Origin of the sequence: Arthrobacter sp. GMC3 (assembly GCF_002929305.1) — a bacterium.
GTDB lineage: Bacteria > Actinomycetota > Actinomycetes > Actinomycetales > Micrococcaceae > Specibacter.
Genome location: NZ_PJIO01000003.1, coordinates 445,183 through 465,913, shown reverse-complemented (window position 1 = coordinate 465,913; position 20,731 = coordinate 445,183). Strand labels below are relative to the sequence as shown.

The window sequence follows — 20,731 nt, the reverse complement described above, 5'->3', positions numbered from 1 at the left end:
ACAAGTGGCACTCACATCTGAGCAGACGGTGGTGCGCGGGTCAAAGACGGCCGGCGCACCACAGGAGCCGAACACAACACTTCGTCAGAAGAAGCGGTTCAATTCGCGGACCGCCCTGACACTGCTGGCCTTCATGGCACCGGCGGCCATCTTCGTGGGAATCTTCACCTACTACCCGATGATCTCCGGCAGCCAGATGGCCTTCCGCAACTGGAACCTCAACGATCTCTCGGACACGTCCTGGGTGGGTTGGGGCAACTTCGTCAAACTGTTTGAAACGCCGGAATTTGGCACGATCGTCCGCAACACGATCGTGTGGGTTGTTGGTTCCCTGGTGCCGCAGGTTGTTATCGGCTTTGCCCTGGCCTTGTTCCTCAAACGCCACTTCAAGTTCCGCGGAGCCTACCAGGCGTTCATCTTCTTCCCCTGGGCCGTCTCAGGCTTCCTGATCGGCATGCTCTTCCGGTGGATGTTCAACGCTGAATTCGGTGTGGTCAATGACCTCCTGATGAAGGCAGGGATCATTCACAGCCCCATTCCATGGCTGGCCGAGCCCGGCTTTGCCATGACAGCCATTATCATCGCCAACATTTGGTACGGGGTGACGTTCTTCGCCATCATGATCCTGGCCGCCCTGCAATCGGTCTCGGATGAGATGTACGAGGCGGCCGCGATCGACGGCGCCGGCAAGGTCAGGACCTTCTTCAACATCACCCTGCCCAGCATCGCGGTGACCTTGGGACTGACAATCCTGCTTCGCATCATTTGGATCTTCAATTTTCCGGACATCATCTGGGCCATGACGGGCGGCGGCCCGGCCGACCAGACCCACATCATCACCACCTACATGATCAAAATTACGCAGGAGGGTGATTACGGGCAGGCCTCGGCGCTTGGGCTGATCGTTGTCTTCACCTTGATGCTGTTCGCCGCGTTCTACCTGATGGCTGTGCGCCCCCGAAAGGAAAAAAGATGATTAACAAAGAAACCGTCTTTGGACGCACCAGCAAAATCATCTTCTTGGGCATCTGCCTGATAGTGACGATCTTCCCGCTTTACTGGATCGTGGTCACCTCCCTGAAAGCACCCGGCACCATCTACTCGCTGCCACTGGACTACTGGCCCAAGGAACTCTCCTTTGAGAACTACATTGGCCTGTTCACCAAGTCCGACTTTGGCGTCTACATGCTCAACAGTTTGCTGGTGGCCACCGTCGCCGCCACGGTCGCAACACTGATTTCACTGCTGTCCGCCTATGTGTTGGCACGGTTCCAGTTTTCGGGCCGCGGCTGGGTCATGGCCGCGTTCCTGCTCACCCAGATGATCCCCGGCTTCATCGCCTTGGGCCCGCTGTACATGATGATGACCAACTTCAACCTGGTTGATTCCAAAACCGGGCTGATCCTGGTCTACATCGCCATCTGTATCCCGTTCTGCACCATCATGTTGCGCGGTTTCTTTGAAAACGTCCCGGACGCCTTGGAAGAGGCCGCCATGATTGACGGCTGTTCCCGGCTCTCAGCACTCTTCCGGGTCCTGGTTCCTGTCATGATGCCGGGAATTGCCGCCAGCTTCATCTTCAACTTCGTCAATTGCTGGAATGAACTGTTCCTGTCGGTGACGTTGATGAACAGCGACGAGAACAAGACCATTCCCACGGCCTTGGCAGGCTTCATCTCCAGCTTCAACATTGACTGGGGTTCCATGTCGGCGGCAGCCGTGTTGACGGTAGTGCCAACGCTGGTCATCTTTGCCTTTGCCAGCAAGTTCATTGTGCAAGGCCTGACCGCCGGCGCCGTGAAGGGCTAATTTACTTCAGTACGACGGCGGTTGGTGACCCTAACAAACAAGGGTCACCAACCGCCGTCGTTTGTGGGCAGATCGCCTAGCCCGGGGAAACGATGCCGGTCTCGTAGGCGATAACAACCACCTGAACCCTGTCCCGGGCCGCCAGTTTGGCCAGAATATGGCCCACATGGGTCTTGACCGTCGCCTCGGACACAAACAGTTGGGCCGCGATTTCCGGGTTGGAGAAGCCGTTGGCAATGAGGACAAACACCTCGTGCTCACGGCCTGTCAGGCTGGCCACCGCCGCGGAATGGGCGTCATTGGCCGGGCTTGGCGCGGAAAGCATCGGGGCCACATGATCCAGTAGGCGTCGCGTGGTGGAGGGTGCGATCACGGCGTCGCCGGCGAACACGGTGCGGATGGCGCCCAGAAGTTCCTCCGGGGGAGCATCCTTGAGCAGGAATCCGCTGGCACCGGCCTGGATAGCCGCCAGGGCATATTCATCCAGGTCAAAGGTAGTCAGCACCACGATCTTGAGTTCGGACAACCAGGAACCGGCGGGTGCGGCCTTGGTCCGTTCCATGAGTCGGCGGGTGGTCTCGATCCCGTCCATCCCGGGCATGCGGACGTCCATGAGGACCACGTCGGCGGCAGTGGCGTTCAAAGCGCCCAGTGCCTCGATCCCGTTCCCGGCCTCGAGGACCACGGTGAGATCGGGTTGGGAATTGATGAGCATGCCAAATCCTGAGCGCACTAATCTCTGGTCATCGACCAGGGCGACGCGGATGGGGGTGGTTGTCATTTAGGTCTCCGTGTAGGGGATGAATGCGGTGATGCCGAAACCTCCGCCGGGAATGGGACCGGCAGCGAGTGTTCCGTCGTAAAGCTTGACACGTTCGGCCATGCCGCGCAGGCCGTTTCCGCCAGCATCGGCGAGGTCGGGAGCGGCGGGGGTTTTGACGTCGTAGGCGGGGATGGGGCCAGTGTCAGCGAACGACGCCGACGCGCCCCTGCCATCGTCAGTCACGGAAACTTCCAGGCCACGTGCAGTCCAGTTCAATGCCACGGCCGCCATGACGTTCGGGCCGGCGTGTTTCATGACATTGGTCAGCCCCTCCTGGACTACGCGGTACGCCGTCAGTTCGGCCCCGGCGGGCAGCATCCGGCGTGCCTCGCCCGTGACGTCATAGCTGATGGGAAGTCCTGCGGCACGGATTCCCAGCAGCAGCTCATCCAGGTCCACCAGCCCGGGCAAGGGACGCATGGAGGCGTCGGCATCGCCGCGGAGCACACCCAGCAGGCGCCGCATTTCCTGCAGGGAGGACCTGCCGGTCTCGGCGATGGTCGCCAAGGTGGCAGGGGCGATCCCGGGGTCGGCCACTGCTGCGTAGCGGGCGCCGTCGGCCTGGGTGATGATGACGGACAGGGAGTGGGCCACGATGTCATGCATTTCGCGGGCAATGTGGGCGCGTTCGTCGTTGGCGGCCAGCTCACGCTCGTGCTGGGCTTCGATCTCCAGCCGGTGGGCGCGGTCCTCCAGGGCTTGTTCTCGTAGGCGCTTGGTGCGTGTCAGGTCTCCGGCAGTCCAGCTGAAGAGGATGAAAACCCACACCACCAGAATCAGGACGGCGCCGTACGGCAGATCGGCCAGTGACGTGGATGTCAGGTTGTAGAAGAATCGGGTGACCAGCATGATGGAGCCGATCAGGGCCAGCGCGAGGCCACCCAAACTGGCCCAGCGCGGCCCGAAGGCAGCTAACGCGTACACAATCAGTGGGACGGCGACGTCGGCAGGCATGGGTTGTACCGCCAGCGCCCATTGCAAAATGGCCACGCCGGCAATGAGGAATCCGGCCAGAACTGTCCTTGTGCGCCGCCATGCCAACGGAAACACCAGTGCGGTGCTGAAGATAATGCCGCCAGCGGTGTGCAGCCCGGCGTCCTCGGTGGGGCCCGAATTCATCAGGCTAAAGGGCATCACTGTCAGCCAGAGCACGGCCATGAGGACGAAGTCAACGGCAAATCGGTGCCGTCGGAACCAGTCGTAGATGGAATGCATGATCACTCACTCCACTCTAGGTGGCCTGCCGGTAGTGGGCATCCTGCCCAGGGTGGAGATTTGCAGGGACTTTTCCGTGGTCAGCTAGCCTTCAGGGCCGCTGGCTTGCGGCGGCAGTGATCCTGTTGGCCATGTTCTTGAAGATGATGCCGTGGAAGGGGAGTACCGCCAGCCAGTACAGACGTCCGGACAGGCCGCGAGGAAAGAATATTGCCCGCTGGCGGAAAACACTTCCTTCCTCCGGCCTGTCAGGGTGGAGCGGCGCGACCTCAAATTCGAGCCAGGCGCGGCCCGGGACGATCATTTCGGCCCGTAAACGCAAGAGCGTCCCGCGTTCCAAGGTTTCCACCCGCCACCAATCCACAGCGTCGTTGAGCTGGAGGCTGTTATTGCTGCGCCGCCCCCTACTCAGGCCGACGCCCCCGGCCAGCTTGTCCATCCAGCCGCGGACAGTCCAGGCGAACGGTAAAGAGTAGTAGCCGTTCGCCCCGCCTATCCCTTCCATGACCTTCCACACTTCGCTGGCCGGTGCGGCAGTGGTTTTGCTGCGTTCATCGGTGAATACCGTCAGTCCCGCCCACTCGGGATCGCTGGGCAGAGGCTCCGCCGGCGCGCTCACGGCGTGGGCTGTTGCCCACGTGGTTTCCACAGTGTCCGCCTCGATCTTGTGAAGCGCTAGTTGCACGGCCCGCTTGTAAGGGGTCAGGCCGCCGTCGGGCTCGGGGATATATGCGGCAATGTCATTTTCGCTGGCCACGCAGTCGTGTTGCAGGGACTCCACCAGGGGTATAGCCAGGCTGCGGGGGACAGGGGTGACCAGATTGACCCATTGGGCGGCAAGCCACGGTGTCAGCACCGGCAAGGGAAGGACCACCGGCTGGCGAAAGTTTGCCGCTTCGGCGTAAGTGCGCATCATCTGCGCGTAACTGAGCACCTCCGGTCCGCCGATGTCCAAGGTTCGGTTGAGCCCCGCCGGGAGTTGGCAGGCGCCCACCAGATAATGCAGTGCGTCCCTGACCGCAATGGGTTGGATCTTGTTCAAGACCCATTTGGGGGCAGGCATGACCGGTAGGACGTCAGTCAAGTGCCTGACCATCTCGAAGCTGGCGGAGCCCGAGCCAATGACAAGGCCCGCTTGGAGAACGGCTGTGGGGGTTCCCGAGGACAAGAGAATCTCGCCTACTTCCGTGCGGGAGGCCAGATGACGGCTGAGCTGCCCTTGCGGGTGCAGGCCGGAGAGGTAGATGAGCCGTTTGACGCCGGCCTCACGGGCAGCCTTGCTGAGATTACGCGCGCAGAGCCTCTCCACGCGCTCAAAATTGGCGCCAGTGCGGCGGTCTCCGGACATGGAGTGCACAAGGTAGTACACAATGTCTGCGCTGTGACAGAGTTCCTGAGCCGTCTGGGGATCCTCGATGGATCCCACAGTGATCTCCACCTGATCACGCCATGGCACGTCGCGGAGCTTTTGGCGATTGCGGGTCAAAACCCGCACCTCATGGTTCGCTTCCAACAGCAGAGGAACAAGTCGACCACCAATGTATCCGGTGGCTCCGGCAACGGCTATCACGGCCATGGTGCAAACCCCTTGCTAGGCAAATGCTGTACAAATCCGATTCCTTCCATCATTATGTAATTAGATTTTCTGATTATCAATGGTTGGAGGTGTTTCATGAAGGACTCCCACAGTGGGCGCCCTTCAGTGCAGATGCATCAGGCGTCTGTGCTGGTTCGGCAAATTCTTGTGCTCAACGAGGTCATGGAGTTCATCATGCGCCGGGAAATGGACCTCAATGAAACAGATTTTCAGGCGATGCAACACCTCATGAAGCAGCGTTCCATGTCACCGGGTGAACTGGCAAAGTACCTGCATTTGACGGCGGCAGCCACCACCACGGTTATCGACAGGCTCGCGCAGAAGGGTCACATCACCAGGACCCCCCACCCCACTGACAGGCGTCGCTGGCTCATCAGCCCCAGCGAAGAATCCGTACGCGCTGCCATGGAAAAACTCATGCCGATGATCATGGACGTTGACAACAAGGTACGGCGCTACGACGACGGCGAGCAGGCTGTCATTGTCGATTTTCTGAGCAGCGTGGTGGCCTCCATGAGCAACCGCGTCGCCGCATTGGAAAACGGCCCCGCTTAGATTCCCCCAACCGTGCACATTGATAGCCGAAAGGTGTAAAGATCATGCCAGCCGAAAAGGAAACCCAGCTCGCCCAGCCCCTGGCCAGAGATTCCGCTCAACAAGGTGAAACTCTCGTGGCCGACCGCAGACGTTTCGCCGAGGCGGATACCCCCGACCCCGAGACGCCCTTGGACTGGGCAGCCTTTCAGATCAGCGTCAAGGACGTCCTAGATCAGTACTTTGCCGCGCAGCGGATGCGTGCCATGGACTACTCGCCAGCCTTCGGCGAGTTGTGGGACCGGATTGGTGCCACCAGCAGCGGGGGAAAGTGGATGCGCCCCAAACTGGTCTACCTGACGTATGAGGCCTTCGGCGGAGCGGGCTGGCGGGCCTGCAGTGAACTAGCGGCCGCATTCGAAATGCTCCATGCCGCACTGCTAGTGCACGACGACGTCATCGACAGGGACTTTGTGCGCCGCGGAGAACAAACCCTGGGCGCCAGCTACCGGGATTTGGCAGCACTTGGCGGACACGGCAGAGCCGACGCCGACCACGCAGGATACTCCGCAGCCATTATTGCCGGCGATCTACTCCTGACTGGCTCACTCCGATTGGCAGCCTCCGCGGCCACAGGCCATGGGCAAAGCGCGGCAATTCTCTCAACCATCCATGAGGCAATCTTCGCTGCCGCCGCTGGTGAGCTGGACGATCTGCTGTTCGCGCTGGGCAACAGCGACCCCGATCTGCTCGAGGTGCTGAACATGGAGAGGCTGAAAACCGCCGTGTACTCCTTCGAGATGCCGCTGCGGGCAGGCGCCCTGTTGGCAGGTCAATCCGCCGCTACGGCCGATGCGCTCGCCGCCGTGGGCCGTGACATTGGTGTGGCCTACCAGGTAGTCGATGACGTCTTGGGTACCTTTGGCCAGCAGGCCGACACGGGCAAGTCCGTCGACTCGGACCTGCGTGAGGGCAAGCGCACCATCCTGACGTCCTTTGCGGACGGCTCGGAAGAGTTTGTGGCCGCCCTGGCGGACTTCCGCGGCGGCACCGGGGACGCAGAGGCTATCCGCGCTGTGTTGCGCCAGCTGGGTGCACGGGAACATGCCCTGACGTTGGCCCGGAATTTGGTGGCGGACGCCATGAACAAGGCTGCGGAGCTGGACCTGCCCGAGTCCTTGTTCCTGGAGCTGACACAAATCTGCGACTACGTGCTGACGCGAAGGAGCTAGTCATGGGGAACGATCCGTTGGGCCAATATTCCGAGACTGCGAGGCGAAGCTCGGCAGTGGTAATCAAGAGCTATTCGACGTCGTTCGGCATGGCCTGCTTGCTCCTGGGGGCTCGGGCGCGCCGGGACATTGAGAACATCTATGCGCTGGTCCGGGTGGCCGATGAGGTGGTGGACGGCGCGGCAGCGGCGGCTGGCTTGGGTTCGGAGGCAGTATGCGCCCAGCTTGACGCACTGGAACAGGAAACCGAGCAAGCCCTGCGCAGCGGCTACAGCACCAACATGGTGGTCCATGCCTTTGCCGGCACCGCCCGACGCACAGGCATTGACTCCGCTTTGACCCGGCCGTTTTTCGCCTCGATGCGCACTGATCTTTCGCAAAACACTCATTCGCCCGACACTTTGGCGGCGTACATTTATGGCTCCGCCGAAGTGGTGGGCCTGATGTGCCTGAAAGTATTCCTGGTAATGGAAGACGCACCGGCCGGACACGAACAGCAGCTGCTGGATTCGGCCCGGAGCTTAGGCGCCGCCTTCCAAAAAATAAACTTCTTGCGCGACCTGGGTGCAGACAGTGCTGAGTTGGGGCGTCTGTACTTCCCCGGCTTGGATCCTGGCGCCTTTACGGACCGGCACAAGGATGCACTGCTTAGCGAGATTCGCCAGGATCTGGCAATCGCGCGGGCAGGCATGCCCTTCCTAGCCCCGCCTGCCCGCCGGGCAGTGCGATTGGCCCACGATCTTTTTGCCGCCCTGGTCACAAGGCTGGCACGCATCCCCGCGGCCCGGCTCGCCGACAAGCGCGTGCGGGTCCCCGGCTGGCAGAAGGCGTACATCGCCGCGAAGGTGTGCGTGCGCGGCAACCCAGGCACCACCGGGGGAAACGTCGCAGTGCCGCAGAGTCCGCAGATTTTGCAGTCCAAGGGAAATCCCCGGCCGCTCGCCAACTCAACGCCACCTGGCGCAGCCGGCACTGGACCGTCAGTCTCTGAAGCAACCGTGGAGGTGTCCTCATGAGCGGCATGCGTCGGCCGGGGTTCTTCTCCGACCGCAACAAAAAGCCCGGCTCCAAACAGTCCCAACAGCATTGCGTAGTAATTGGCGGGGGGATCTCCGGGCTGGCTACGGCCGGGCTTTTGGCCCGAGACGGATACAGCGTGAGTGTGCTGGAGCAGCAGGAACAAGTCGGCGGCCGGGCCGGACGTTGGGAACGTGATGGGTTCACCTTTGACACCGGCCCCAGCTGGTACCTCATGCCCGAAGTTATTGATCATTGGTTCAAAATGATGGGCACCAGTGCAGCAGCCGAACTGAGCCTTGTCCGTCTGGACCCTGCCTACAAGCTGTGGAGCGCCGCGGGCCGGCAGTCAGGGGCGGAATCGACGGTGGTTCGCACGGGCCGTGCCGAGGCTGTGGACTTGTTCGAAACCCAGCAGCAAGGCTCCGGCGTCCAACTTGCCAAATACCTGGATTCCGCTCAGCTCGCGTACACGCTGGCCAAGAAGCATTTCCTCTATGACCCCTTTGTCACATTAAAGGGGTTGGCCGCCCCGGAGCTGATGCGCCATGCCCCGCGGCTGGCCCAACTGCTGACCCTGTCCCTGCACCGGTTTGTGGCCGGGCGGTTCACGCATCCGCTGCAACAAAAGATTCTGGGCTACCCGGCTGTCTTCTTAGGTACTAGCCCCTACAGAGCACCGTCGATCTACCACCTCATGAGTCATTTGGACCTCCAAGATGGTGTGCTCTACCCGCAGGGAGGTTTTGCCGCGGTGGTCGATGCCATGGAACGGGTGGTCCGCAAGGCGGGGGTTCACATTGTCACCGGGGCAACGGCCACCGCGATTGTCACGGGTCCGGCGGAAAGCGGGACACGGTGCGAGGCTGTCGCCTGGCGCGACCACGTCGGCGTCGCACACCGCGCCGCAGCCCGCCTGGTGGTGGGAGCCGCCGATCTGCACCACATTGAATCGGATTTGCTGCCGGAGAACCTCCGCACGCGGTCTGCGAAAAAGTGGGCCAAGGCTGACCCCGGCATCAGCGCCGTCCTAGTGTGCCTGGGCGTGAGCGGCGAGTTGCCACTTCTGGCCCACCACAACTTGCTGTTTACCGAGGACTGGCAGGACAACTTCGCCAGGATCGTTGATGGGCAGGCTCTCGCAGACACGACCTCAATCTACGTTTGCCGCCCCAGTGCCACCGATTCCACCGTAGCGCCGGAGGGGACCGAGAACCTGTTCATGCTCATCCCCGCCCCAGCCCTCCCTCAGTGGGGTAAGGGCGGCTACGACGGCGGGGGTTCCATCCATGTGGAAAAGGTCGCCGACGCGGCTATCGCCCAGTTGGCACGGTGGACCAACACGCCGGACCTTGCCGATCGCATCGTGGTGCGGCGCAGTTTTGGCCCGGCCGACTTTCAGGAGAATGTAAACGCCTGGCAGGGGAGCGCGCTCGGTTTGGCACATACCTTCAAGCAGAGTGCATTCCTGCGACCTGGCAACAGCAATTCCAAAGTGCACGGACTTTTCTATGCTGGAAGCTCGGTGCGGCCAGGAATCGGCGTTCCCCTCTGCATGATCAGTGCCGAACTTGTGCTCAAAGCGGTGAGAGGCGATCACTCCAGCGGACCCTTGCCGGAGCCGGAGCCGGAGACGAATGCGGCTGGGGCAAATGAGTCAGAGCCAACCGAACTGGCCTCTTCCCTATGAGCTATTTGGTGATTTTGCTCGTTTTGCTCGTTTGCATGGGCTTGTTGGATGCGCGCTGGAAATTGTTCCTCTTCGCGCACCCCCTACCGGCGGTGGCTGTTCTCGTCCTCGGAACGGTGTTCTTTTTGGCGTGGGATGTGTCGGCTATTGCGGCAGGGATCTTCTTGCATCGAGAGTCCAAGCTCATGACGGGGATCATGCTAGGCCCGGCGCTGCCCCTGGAGGAAGCGTTCTTTCTGCTGTTCCTTTGCTACCAAACCATGATCCTGTTTACGGCGGCCCTTCGATTCTTGAACCGAAACCGAAACCGAAACCGAAGGACGAGCGGAGGACAGTCATGAATTATGGGGAATTGAATTCAATCTTTCTCGCCGTGTCCCTTGTGGTGTTTTTCGTTGCCTTGCTGCTGCGCCCGAATAGGCGCAAAGTGGTGGTCGCCGTCGTTCTGACGATTGTCGTTTTGTCGGCCTTGACAGCAGTCTTTGACAACATCATGATTGCCTCCGGCCTCTTCGACTACGGCGGAGATGCCCTCAATGGGGTCAGGCTGGGGCTGGCCCCCCTCGAAGATTTTGCCTACCCTATTGCTGCGGCACTGCTTCTCCCCGGCCTCTGGCTCATGTTCGCCAAGGGGCCGCACACATGAAGAACCTCCTCGTCACCTCCCGGCCGGTGTCTTGGGTCAACACGGCCTACCCCTTTGCCGCGGCATATTTCTTGGCGACCGGACGGATTGACTGGGTCCTGATAGTGGGAACCTTGTTCTTCCTGATCCCGTACAACCTGGCAATGTACGGCATCAACGATGTGTTCGACTACGAATCCGATCTGCTCAACGCACGCAAGGGTGGTGTGGAGGGAGCAGTTCTTGCCCGCCAAGATCATCGTCTTGTCCTGTGGGCTTCCGTGGCCGCCACCGTCCCCTTTGCTGCCGTGTTACTGACACAAGGTGATGGCCTAGCAAATGCTGTGCTGGCGATTTCCTTGTTTGCCGTGGTTGCTTACAGTGCGCCCGGGCTGCGCTTCAAGGAGCGGCCCTTCCTGGACTCCATCACCTCCAGTACGCACTTTGTCTCTCCGGCTGTCTATGGCCTGGCCTTGGCCCATGCGCAGTTCACCTCTGGCATTGCCGCGTTTCTGGTGGCGTTCTTCCTGTGGGGGATGGCCAGCCACGCGTTTGGTGCGGTGCAGGACATTGTCCCGGATCGTGAGGGCTCGATTGCCTCCATAGGTACCGTGCTGGGGGCGCGGTTCACTGTGTGTTTCGCCTTTGCCGCCTACGCTTGCGCCGGGATGTTGATGCTGTGGACCGCAGCGCCCTTTGCCGCCTTGCTCGCGGTTCCGTATCTGATCAACGTTGCGCCCTACTTGCGGGTCACCGACGCCGCCTCGGCTACCGCCAATGCCGCCTGGAAACGCTTCTTGTGGCTGAATTACCTCACCGGCTTTCTGGTGACTCTGACTTTGATCTGGCTCGTTCTCAACCGCTAAGGCGGCATGAAAGGTTTTTCACGATGAACGTTTCCCTTATCTGGTTCCGGGACGATCTGCGCGTAGCGGACAATCCCGCTCTAATGGCTTCCGTCGCCGATGGTGCGGCAGTGGCCCTGTATGTCCTGGATGAAGAGTCGGCTGGCATCCGCGCCTTGGGCGGAGCCGCCAAATGGTGGCTACACCATGCACTTTTGGACCTCCGGGACGAACTTGAGCGGCTGGGCATTCCCCTGATTCTGCGCCGCGGCGCCGCGGCGCAGGTGCTCCCGGAAGTGGCCTCCGAGCTGGGTGCCGGCACCCTGCTGTGGAATCGGCGCTACGGAGGGTCCGAACGGGCGGTGGACACCACTGTCAAGGAATGGGCATCTGGGCAGGGTATCCACGCCGAAAGTTTCCAGGCATCCCTGCTGCACGAACCTTGGAATGTAAGGACCGGTGCCGGAAATCCCTACCAAGTGTTCACTCCGTTCTGGCGGGCGCTTTCCGCCCAGGATTTTCGGGCGCCCCTCGGCCTGCCCGACGTGGGGTGCGGATTCGACGGGCCACTCCCTGAAAGCGATGACCTCGAGAAGTGGGAATTGCTGCCAACCACTCCAGACTGGGCGCACGGGCTGCGCGAAACGTGGCGCCCAACAGCCGCCGCCGGCACGGAAGCGCTAGGAGAATTCCTGGAGGGGAGGGTTCAGGACTATTCAGACGCCCGGGACCGGCCCGACCAGCCGGGCACCAGCCGCCTTTCTCCGTACCTGCGCTGGGGCCAGCTCAGCCCTTTCCAGGTGTGGCACGCGCTCGCAGACTATCGCCGCGAAGGGACACCCGGCCCGGGTGTGTTTGCCGCCGAGCTTGGCTGGCGCGAGTTTTGCTGGCACCAGCTCTACCACAACCCCGATTTGGCGACCACCAACCTACGCCGGCAGTTCGACGGTTTTCCCTGGCTGCGACCGCACGCTTCGCCCGCACAAGGCGACGGCGCCGCCGTCGAGCATTTACATGCCTGGCAACAGGGGCGAACCGGTATCCCACTCGTTGATGCCGGGCAGCGGGAATTGTGGCACACGGGTTTCATGCACAACCGGGTCAGGATGGTCGCGGCCAGTTTCCTCGTCAAAAACCTTGGCATTGACTGGCGGGCGGGGGAGCAGTGGTTCTGGGACACGCTCGTCGACGCAGACGCAGCCTCCAACCCCGCCAACTGGCAGTGGGTGGCCGGATCCGGGGCCGACGCCTCGCCGTTCTTTAGGATTTTCAATCCGCTGACGCAGGCCAAGAAGTTCGATCCCAGCGGCAAGTACGTCAGCCGGTGGGTGCCAGAACTCCTGACGCCCGAGTACCCAGAAGCCGTGGTGGACCTGGCACAAACGCGCTTGACTGCGCTTGAGGGCTACGCCTCAATCAAGTGACGTCTCAAACTTTGAGATCATTTGACCATCATGTGGATACTTTCGTTAGGCTGAATTCATGAGCGCATCGATTAACATCGCAGTTATCGCCGGAGACGGTATTGGTCCCGAGGTCACGGCGGAGGCCGTCAAAGTCCTGAAGAAGGTGAGTGCATCCGAGGGTGTCGAGCTGAACCTGACCGACTACGCCCTGGGTGCTGAGCACTGGCTCGCCACGGGGGAGACACTGCCCGAGGAGACCATCGAGGCCTTGCGCGGGCACGACGCCATCTTGTTTGGTGCGGTCGGAGCCGCTCCCGGTGACACCCGCATCCCGTCAGGACTGATTGAACGCGAGATGCTGCTCAAGCTGCGCTTCAGCCTTGACCACTATGTGAACCTGCGCCCGTCCTACCTGTACGACGGCGTTGCCTCACCCTTGGCGAACCCGGGCGCCATCGACTTCGTGGTGGTTCGCGAAGGAACCGAGGGCCCCTATGTTGGCAACGGCGGCGTGCTGCGCAAGGGCACCCCTCACGAGGTGGCCACCGAAGTTTCCGTCAACACCGCCTTCGGCGTGGAGCGCCTGGTCCGCGATGGTTTCCGCCGCGCCAACGAACGCCCCCGTAAGAAACTCACCTACGTCCACAAGCACAATGTGTTGGTCTATGCCGGACACCTGTGGAAGCGCACCGTCGAAGCTGTTGCCGTGGAGTTCCCGGACGTCAGCGTTGACTACCTGCACGTTGATGCCGCCATGATTTTCCTTGTCACCGACCCAGCCCGTTTCGATGTCATCGTCACCGACAACCTCTTCGGCGACATCGTCACCGACCTTGCCGCTGCCGTCACCGGCGGCATTGGCCTGGCTGCTTCTGGCAACATCAACATGGACCGCACCGCGCCGTCCATGTTTGAACCCGTCCACGGTTCCGCCCCCGATATTGCCGGCCAGCAAAAAGCCGACCCCACCGCGGCAATCCTGTCCGCAGCCCTGCTGCTTAACCACGTCGGGTACCCGGGGGCCGCAGCCAAGGTTGAGGCCGCCGTCGCCGCGGACATCGCCGGGCGCAGCGCCGCGGCACCCCGGGCAACCAGCGCGATAGGTGACGCCATCACTGCAGCCCTCTAACGGCGTCGTAATCCAGGCAAGGCTGACCGGCTCAGATCCTCGGCGGGCAGTAGTAGGCTTAGCCCACTAGGTGAATGAACCGTAACTCAAATTTACGGCACAACACCACGAGAATCGTGACAAATTCCCGGCACCAAACCCCGCCCCAGGCTGGTAACTTCCAGGGGCAAACAACCATGTGGAGGAAGCATGACCCAGACAGCTAGCGAGCTGACGTTTTCCCAGCAGCGCAACGAGAACCCGAAGAGCAGTGCCGAGCGCGAAGCCATTTTGGCCAACCCCGGCTTTGGCGACTACTTCACGGATCACACGGCTGTCGTGGATTACAAGGTCGACGTCAACGGTGAAGGCGGATGGTCCAACGCCCGCATTGAGCCCTATGGCCCCATTGCCATGGACCCGGCCGCCGCGGTGTTGCACTACGGCCAGGAAATCTTCGAGGGCATGAAGGCCTACCGCCACGCCGACGGTTCAGTCTGGACCTTCCGTGCCGAAGCCAACGCCGCACGCCTGAACACCTCGGCACGTCGTTTGGCCCTGCCCGAGCTGCCGCCGGAGGTATTCCTTGAATCCCTGCGCCAGCTGGTTGCCGCCGATCAAGAGTGGATCCCCTCCGGTGACGGCGAAGCACTGTACCTGCGACCGTTCATGATCGCCACCGAGGCGTTCTTGGGTGTCCGCCCGGCCCGTGAGGTTTCCTACCGGGTCATCGCCTCGCCAGCCGGCAACTACTTTGGTGGCGAACTCAAGCCCGTCTCGATCTGGCTCACCACCACTTTCGCCCGCGCCGGTGAAGGCGGAACGGGTGAAGCCAAGTGCGGCGGCAACTACGCCGCGTCCCTGGCCGCCCAGATGGAAGCCGAATCTCACGGCTGCAAGCAGGTCCTCTTCCTGGACCCGTTCAACGACAACGCCATCGAAGAGCTCGGCGGCATGAACATCTTCTTCGTCTTCAAGGACGGCCGCCTGGTCACCCCCGCGCTCAACGGGCACATCCTCCATGGCATCACCCGCTCCTCTGTTCTGCAGCTTGCTGCCGATCGCGGCCTGAAGGTTGAAGAACGCAAGATCACCATCGACGAATGGCGCGACGGCGTCGCCGCCGGTGAGATCACCGAGGCCTTCGCCTGCGGCACGGCTGCCGTTATCACCCCCATTGGCGAGTTGAAGATGGCCGACGGCGTCATCGCCTCACCCGGCTCCGGCGCCGGAGAAGTCACCATGGCCATCCGCGAGCAGCTGCTGGGCATCCAGACCGGCGCCGTGGAAGACCTGCACGGCTGGCTGACCCGCCTGGTCTAGACCCAACCCGCTCCGTGCGTGGCGCAAGAATCCGCGCCCGTTCCCCGTTTTCGCTACCTTTACACCGGTAGCGAAAACGGGGAACGGGCGCGCTTTTGCGTTCGGGTCCAGCCACGAGTCTCGCTGCGCCGTCAATACCGGACGGCGCAGAAGAAGCTAGACTCGTTCTCATGCGTATAGCCCGTTTTGTTGTTGATAATGACCCGATGTACGGCATTGTGGAAGGGGAGACCGGCAGTGAAGTTGTCACCGTCATTAAGGGCGACCCGTTCTTCAACGGCGTAGAGCCCACCACCATCAAATACCCGCTGGATGATGTGCGCCTGGTGGCCCCGATCATCCCGCGCAGCAAGGTCATCGGTGTGGGCCGCAACTTTGCCGAACATGCCCGCGAACTCGGCAATGTGGTCCCCGAAAACCCGCTCCTTTTCCTCAAGCCCAACACCTCCGTGATCGGCCCGAACGAGCCCATCGTTTTGCCCGAGTTCTCCGAGGAAATCTCCTACGAGGCCGAGCTGTGCGTCGTTATTGGCCGCATCTGCAAGGACGTCCCGGAGTCGCGCGTCGATGAGGTCATCTTCGGCTACACCTGTGGCAACGACTTGACCGCCCGCGACGTTCAGGCCGGCGACGGCCAATGGGCCCGGGCCAAGGGCTTCGACACCTCCGCACCCTTGGGGCCGTGGATCGAAACCGAGCTGGACCCCGACGACGTCTACATCAAGGGCTGGCTCAACGGCGAACTTCGCCAGGACGGCAGCAGCAACCAAATGGTCCGCAGCGTCCGCGAGCTCGTCTCGATTGTCTCGCACGCCTTTACCCTTCTCCCGGGCGACGTCATCATGACCGGTACCCCGGCGGGTGTTGACCTGCTCAACGCCGGAGACCGCTACGAAGTAGAGATTGAAGGCATCGGACGTCTCTCCAACCCGGTCGTCCGCCGCTAGTCCCCAGCCACTCCCACTCCTCGCAAGCTCGGAGCGGGGCCCTCGCGGCTGTGGGCCCAACCGAAATGGGCCGAATGCTTGGGCCGACGTAACGGTTCAGCAATCCAAAAACTTGGCGCCACTGTCGATATTTTCGACGGTGGCGCCTTGCTTTTGCCCTGCCGGATACGGCCTGCCAGGAATCTGTAATTCCGGGCACTATGTACCAAGGATTGTGTGAGTGGCGCCACATGGCGCGAAATTCGTAGTACGCTGGATAAGCCGTTTGCGCCCCACGTCACAAAAAACCGTGAAATGACGGGGTTTGCCGGGTAGCACTTCATCGACTTAAGGATTTTGCGTGACACGCGAAGTAACAAAGCCAGCAACTCCCGTCGATGGCGACGGGAGCATCACAGCCGAGGGTTATCAAAAGACGCTTAACCGCCGACAGGTCACCATGATCGCCATGGGCGGGGCCATCGGCGTCGGCCTCTTCATGGGCGCCGGCGGCAGGCTCGCCTCCACCGGCCCGGCCCTGATCTTCTCCTACGCCATTGCCGGCGTCATCGCCTACCTGCTCATGCGCGCCCTGGGCGAACTCATCATGTACCGCCAGACCTCCGGGTCATTCGTTTCGTACGCCGGCGAACTCTTTGGCAAAAAGGGTGCCTTCCTGTCCGGTTGGATGTACTTCATCAACTGGGCAATGACAGGTGTTGCCGAGCTCATTGCCATTGGCCTGTACTTCCAATACTTCTTCCCGGGCGTTCCGGTAGAGATCAGCGCCATCTGCGCGCTGGTGCTGCTGGTGGCAGTGAACCTGCTCAGCGTGAAGGCCTTCGGCGAGTTCGAGTTCTGGGCCTCGTGCCTGAAGGTCGGCGCCATCTTGATCTTCCTGGCCGTGGGTACCTTCATGGTCATCACCAACGCTTCAGTGGGAACCGGTCACGCCAGTGTCAACAACCTCTTCAGTGCCGAAGGGGGCATGTTTCCCAAGGGCGGCCTGGTCATGATCCTGGTACTGAACGCCGTGATCTTCGCCTACAACGCCATTGAACTGGTCGGCATCACCGCCGGTGAGATGAAGAATCCTGAACGCGAAGTGCCCAAGGCGATCCGCGCCGTCGTGCTGCGCATTGTGGTCTTCTACGTCGGTTCGGTGACTTTGCTGGCCATGATCATGCCCTCGGATCAGTACAAGGCGGGGGAGAGCCCGTTTGTGACAGTTTTCGGCGCCATGGGTCTTCACTGGGTGGGCTCGGTCATGAACTTTGTGGTCATCACGGCCGCACTGTCCTCCTGCAACTCCGGGCTGTACTCCATTGGCCGCATCTTCCGCACCATGGCCAACAACGGGCACGCCCCGGCCTGGCTGACCAAAATGTCCTCACGCTATGTGCCCTACGCTGCCATCTTGAGCATCGCCGGCGTTTACCTGGTGGGCGTCCTGGCGAACATCTTGCTGGGCGGCTCCCACGCCTTCGACCTGGCGCTGAACACAGCATCGATCGGTGTCATCTTCACCTGGGGGTCCATCTTCGCCAGCCAGATCATGCTGCGCAAGAAAAAGGGCAAGGTGTCCTCGCTGCCCATGCCCGGTTCCCCGTGGACCAGCTGGGTTGGCCTGGTAGCCCTGCTGATCATCACCGTGCTGATCGGTTTTGACACCATGACAGCTCCTGATGGCAGCGTGTTCCTTCTGGGTCTGTGGACACTGTGCACCATCCCATTCTTTGCCGTGGTGCTCTGGCTGGGCTGGAAGTTCGTGAAGAACAACGAACCTAAGAACGCACTGTTCAGCTAGCCCGTACGCGGTAGTGCGACGACGGCGACGCACCTTGTGGAGGTGGGTCGCCGTTGTTGCGGGTGCCTGAAAACGGGAAGGGGCGGCTAAACTGGATCCATCATGACTACTGCTGCCTCGATCCCCACTGTCACCGCCGAAACTCCAGTCCGGGTACGTTTCTGCCCCTCACCCACCGGAACGCCCCACGTAGGGCTCATCCGCACAGCCTTGTTCAACTGGGCCTATGCCCGGCACACTGGCGGGAAGATGATTTTCCGCATCGAAGACACCGATGCCAAGCGTGACAGCGAGGAAAGCTACCTCCAGCTCCTGGATGCACTCAAATGGCTGGGCATCACCTGGGATGAGGGTGTAGAGGTTGGCGGTCCGCACGAGCCCTACCGCCAGTCACAGCGCAGCGAGATCTACCAGGACGTCATCGCCAAGCTTGTTGCCGGCGGGCACGTCTATGAGTCGTTCTCCAGCCCGGAAGAGGTCGAGGCACGCCACAAGGCCGCGGGCCGGGACGTCAAGCTTGGCTACGACAACTTTGACCGCGATCTTTCCGCTGATCAGATTGCCGCTTTCAAGGCCGAGGGCCGTGAGCCAGCCTTGCGGTTGCGGATGCCCGAGAAGGACATTACGTTCACAGACCTGGTGCGGGGCGAGATCACCTTTAAGGCAGGATCAGTTCCGGACTACGCTTTGGTCCGTCCCAACGGCGCGCCGCTATATACGCTGGTGAACCCGGTGGATGATGCTCTGATGGGTGTCACCCACGTCCTGCGCGGCGAGGACCTGCTCTCCTCAACGCCCCGCCAGATTGCCCTTTACGAGGCCTTGTACGCGGTGGGTGTTGCTAAGTACATGCCGTTGTTCGGCCACCTGCCTTACGTCATGGGCGCCGGCAACAAGAAACTCTCCAAGCGTGATCCCGAGTCTAATTTGTTCCTGCACCGGGACCGCGGGTTCATCCCCGAGGGCCTGCTGAACTACCTGTCCCTGCTGGGCTGGTCGCTCTCCGCCGACGAGGACATTTTCACCGTTGAGCAGCTCGTGGAGAACTTCGACATCCATGACGTCCTGGGCAACCCGGCCCGCTTTGACGTCAAGAAGGCCGAGGCCATCAACGGCACCCACGTGCGCATGCTTGAGGCCACCGACTTCCGCAACCGCCTGGTCCCGTACCTGCAGGCCTCCGGAGTCGTGGGGGCGACCCTGAGTGCCCGCGAAGAGGAAATCCTCACCGAGGCGGCCCCGCTGGTTCAGGAACGCATCACCTTGCTGGGCGAGGCCCCGGAGATGTTGGCGTTCCTTTTCAAGAAGGACGACGCCGTGGACGTCGCCGAGGATGCGCTCAAAGGCATGCCGGAGAACCTCACCGAGGTCCTGGATGCCGCACTGGCGGCACTGGAGCCGTTGGAGGACTGGACTGCCGAGTCCATCCAGTCGGCCCTGAAGACGGCACTGGTGGAAGGCCTCGGCGTCAAGCCGCGCCTGGCTTTTGGCCCGGTTCGCACGGCCCTATCCGGCCGCAAGATTTCCCCTCCGCTCTTTGAATCCATGGTCATCCTGGGCAAGGAATCCTCCCTGACCCGCCTGAAGACCTTCCGCGGCTAGTCACAGTGGAGACTGACGCTACGCAGAGCACCCCCGGCCCGCCCCCTTCCAAGGGGCGGGTCGGGGGTGTTCTGTTTGATATCGATGAAACCCTGGTGGACCTCTACCAGGCCATGCGGGACGCTATGGAGGTGGCCGGGCGGGACCTGCTACCAGCCAACACAGCCCAGGACTGGGACCTCTTCGCCGCCATCTACATGGCCGACACACACAACTACTACGACCGATATGTGGCGGGGGAGTTCACCTTTGCCCAGCAACGTGGCCTGCGCGCCCGCGTGGTCTTTGATCAGCTGGGGACGGCCGACTTCGACGAGGTCCGCGAGCAGCGCTGGATCGAAGACTTTGAAGTGGCACAGCCGCTGTCCATCAGGGCGTTTGAGGATGTGGTGCCCATCCTTGATGCGCTGGACGCGGCCGGGATTCCTTATGGCTGCGTGAGCAACAACGTCTACGACTACCAGCGGGCCAAACTCGATCAGGCAGGCCTGGCCCGGATTCAGGTTCTGGTCGGCATTGACACCCTCGACGCCGCAAAGCCCGCGCCCCAGGTCTTCTTAGAAGGCTGCCGACAGCTGGGCACCCGCCCGGCTCAAACGCTGTATGTGGGGGATAACTACCTGATCGACGCCGTGGGCTCCGCACGGGCCGGCCTGCGCGGGGTCTGGCTCAACAGGGAAGATGCGCTGGCGCCGTCGAATCCGGAAGGGTCCACGGAGGGTCTTGACGAGATTACCGAAATCACCAACCTGTTCGAGCTGGGCCTCCTTTTGGCGTTGGAACCGCTAGAAGTGCGGCTGTGACGTACGGCTCACCCCGTTTTGACCTTTTCGTTTTGGTGTCTGGGAAACTATCAGGTAGAGTTTTATCCCGGCGCGAGGGCCGCTGAAAGACCGGGGAAACCCGCGGATTTCACGGCAGAACGTGGCCATTGGGATATGGTGTAATTGGCAACACATCGGTTTCTGGTACCGACATTCTAGGTTCGAGTCCTGGTATCCCAGCGCTTTTTATAAGCTGCTTCTCGATTGGCATGTGAAACGAAGTTCAGGTAATATTCTTGGAGTTCAATCGCAAAAAATTGAATGTATTAGGGCCCCATCGTATAGCGGCCTAGTACGCTGCCCTCTCACGGCGGTAACGCGGGTTCGAATCCCGCTGGGGTCACAAGC

The 20,731-nt window shown here is 61.5% G+C and carries 19 protein-coding genes and 2 tRNA genes; 18 read left to right on the top strand and 3 right to left on the bottom strand.

The genetic code is table 11. The annotated features are described in order from the left end of the window. Nucleotides 1–4: 4 nt before the first annotated feature. Together CXQ94_RS08390 and CXQ94_RS08385 are read left to right on the top strand one after the other, a co-directional pair. Nucleotides 5–976, top strand: coding sequence for a carbohydrate ABC transporter permease (locus CXQ94_RS08390; RefSeq protein ID WP_258066860.1), 972 nt, complete (start codon nucleotides 5–7; stop codon nucleotides 974–976). After that, nucleotides 973–1,809: a carbohydrate ABC transporter permease gene (locus CXQ94_RS08385; RefSeq protein WP_104088332.1), complete on the top strand. Its 837-nt coding sequence runs from the start codon at nucleotides 973–975 to the stop codon at nucleotides 1,807–1,809. Before CXQ94_RS08390 ends, CXQ94_RS08385 begins: the two co-directional genes overlap by 4 nt. A 76-nt stretch (nucleotides 1,810–1,885) precedes the next feature. Here CXQ94_RS08385 and CXQ94_RS08380 read toward each other — a convergent pair whose 3' ends face one another. From CXQ94_RS08380 to CXQ94_RS08370, 3 genes are all read right to left on the bottom strand, one after another. Then, nucleotides 1,886–2,590, bottom strand: coding sequence for a response regulator transcription factor (locus tag CXQ94_RS08380; RefSeq protein WP_104088330.1), 705 nt, complete (start codon nucleotides 2,588–2,590; stop codon nucleotides 1,886–1,888). Next, entirely contained in the window at nucleotides 2,591–3,847 is a 1,257-nt protein-coding gene (locus CXQ94_RS08375) for a sensor histidine kinase (RefSeq protein WP_104088327.1), read from the bottom strand. Between the two features lie 91 nt (nucleotides 3,848–3,938). Then, a complete protein-coding gene (locus tag CXQ94_RS08370) occupies nucleotides 3,939–5,423 on the bottom strand; it encodes an SDR family oxidoreductase (protein WP_104088324.1) in 1,485 nt (494 codons plus the stop codon). A gap of 96 nt (nucleotides 5,424–5,519) precedes the next feature. On the opposite strand from CXQ94_RS08370, the gene CXQ94_RS08365 reads away from it, so the two are divergent. The 16 genes from CXQ94_RS08365 to CXQ94_RS08290 all read left to right on the top strand — a co-directional run bounded on the left by CXQ94_RS08365 (nucleotide 5,520) and on the right by CXQ94_RS08290 (nucleotide 20,726). Then, complete coding sequence (locus CXQ94_RS08365; protein ID WP_104088321.1) at nucleotides 5,520–5,999, top strand: MarR family winged helix-turn-helix transcriptional regulator; 480 nt, start codon at nucleotides 5,520–5,522, stop codon at nucleotides 5,997–5,999. 44 nt (nucleotides 6,000–6,043) lie between these two features. Next, nucleotides 6,044–7,210 (top strand): polyprenyl synthetase family protein, encoded by a 1,167-nt coding sequence (locus CXQ94_RS08360; protein ID WP_104088318.1) that lies wholly within the window; start codon nucleotides 6,044–6,046, stop codon nucleotides 7,208–7,210. Between the two features lie 2 nt (nucleotides 7,211–7,212). Next, a complete protein-coding gene (locus CXQ94_RS08355) occupies nucleotides 7,213–8,226 on the top strand; it encodes a phytoene/squalene synthase family protein (protein WP_104088315.1) in 1,014 nt (337 codons plus the stop codon). Beyond that, nucleotides 8,223–9,917, top strand: a complete 1,695-nt coding sequence (gene crtI / locus CXQ94_RS08350; RefSeq protein WP_258066857.1) for a phytoene desaturase family protein — start codon at nucleotides 8,223–8,225, stop codon at nucleotides 9,915–9,917. The genes CXQ94_RS08355 and crtI overlap by 4 nt, the downstream gene beginning before the upstream one ends. Beyond that, nucleotides 9,914–10,258: a lycopene cyclase domain-containing protein gene (locus CXQ94_RS08345; protein WP_104088312.1), complete on the top strand. Its 345-nt coding sequence runs from the start codon at nucleotides 9,914–9,916 to the stop codon at nucleotides 10,256–10,258. Before crtI ends, CXQ94_RS08345 begins: the two co-directional genes overlap by 4 nt. An 11-nt stretch (nucleotides 10,259–10,269) precedes the next feature. Next, nucleotides 10,270–10,563, top strand: a complete 294-nt coding sequence (locus CXQ94_RS08340) for a lycopene cyclase domain-containing protein (protein WP_258066856.1) — start codon at nucleotides 10,270–10,272, stop codon at nucleotides 10,561–10,563. Next, nucleotides 10,560–11,408, top strand: a complete 849-nt coding sequence (locus tag CXQ94_RS08335) for a prenyltransferase (protein ID WP_104088307.1) — start codon at nucleotides 10,560–10,562, stop codon at nucleotides 11,406–11,408. The genes CXQ94_RS08340 and CXQ94_RS08335 overlap by 4 nt, the downstream gene beginning before the upstream one ends. Nucleotides 11,409–11,431: 23 nt before the next feature. After that, nucleotides 11,432–12,811: a deoxyribodipyrimidine photo-lyase gene (locus CXQ94_RS08330; protein ID WP_104088304.1), complete on the top strand. Its 1,380-nt coding sequence runs from the start codon at nucleotides 11,432–11,434 to the stop codon at nucleotides 12,809–12,811. A 58-nt stretch (nucleotides 12,812–12,869) separates the two neighbouring features. Further along, the gene (locus tag CXQ94_RS08325) at nucleotides 12,870–13,922 is read left to right on the top strand and encodes a 3-isopropylmalate dehydrogenase (protein WP_104088302.1); all 1,053 of its coding nucleotides are present in this window, start codon (nucleotides 12,870–12,872) and stop codon (nucleotides 13,920–13,922) included. Between the two features lie 189 nt (nucleotides 13,923–14,111). Continuing rightward, entirely contained in the window at nucleotides 14,112–15,224 is a 1,113-nt protein-coding gene (locus CXQ94_RS08320; RefSeq protein ID WP_104088300.1) for a branched-chain amino acid aminotransferase, read from the top strand. Between the two features lie 170 nt (nucleotides 15,225–15,394). After that, nucleotides 15,395–16,171, top strand: coding sequence for a fumarylacetoacetate hydrolase family protein (locus tag CXQ94_RS08315; protein ID WP_104088297.1), 777 nt, complete (start codon nucleotides 15,395–15,397; stop codon nucleotides 16,169–16,171). 340 nt (nucleotides 16,172–16,511) lie between these two features. After that, on the top strand, nucleotides 16,512–17,957 hold the full coding sequence (locus tag CXQ94_RS08310) for an amino acid permease (protein WP_104088295.1): 1,446 nt from the start codon (nucleotides 16,512–16,514) through the stop codon (nucleotides 17,955–17,957). Between the two features lie 102 nt (nucleotides 17,958–18,059). Further along, on the top strand, nucleotides 18,060–19,559 hold the full coding sequence (gene gltX / locus CXQ94_RS08305; protein WP_104088292.1) for a glutamate--tRNA ligase: 1,500 nt from the start codon (nucleotides 18,060–18,062) through the stop codon (nucleotides 19,557–19,559). Nucleotides 19,560–19,564: 5 nt separating this feature from the next. Continuing rightward, nucleotides 19,565–20,362: an HAD family hydrolase gene (locus CXQ94_RS08300; RefSeq protein ID WP_104088290.1), complete on the top strand. Its 798-nt coding sequence runs from the start codon at nucleotides 19,565–19,567 to the stop codon at nucleotides 20,360–20,362. A gap of 129 nt (nucleotides 20,363–20,491) precedes the next feature. Next, nucleotides 20,492–20,563: transfer RNA gene (locus tag CXQ94_RS08295), tRNA-Gln, on the top strand. A 90-nt stretch (nucleotides 20,564–20,653) separates the two neighbouring features. Next, nucleotides 20,654–20,726: transfer RNA gene (locus CXQ94_RS08290), tRNA-Glu, on the top strand. Nucleotides 20,727–20,731 lie beyond the last annotated feature (5 nt).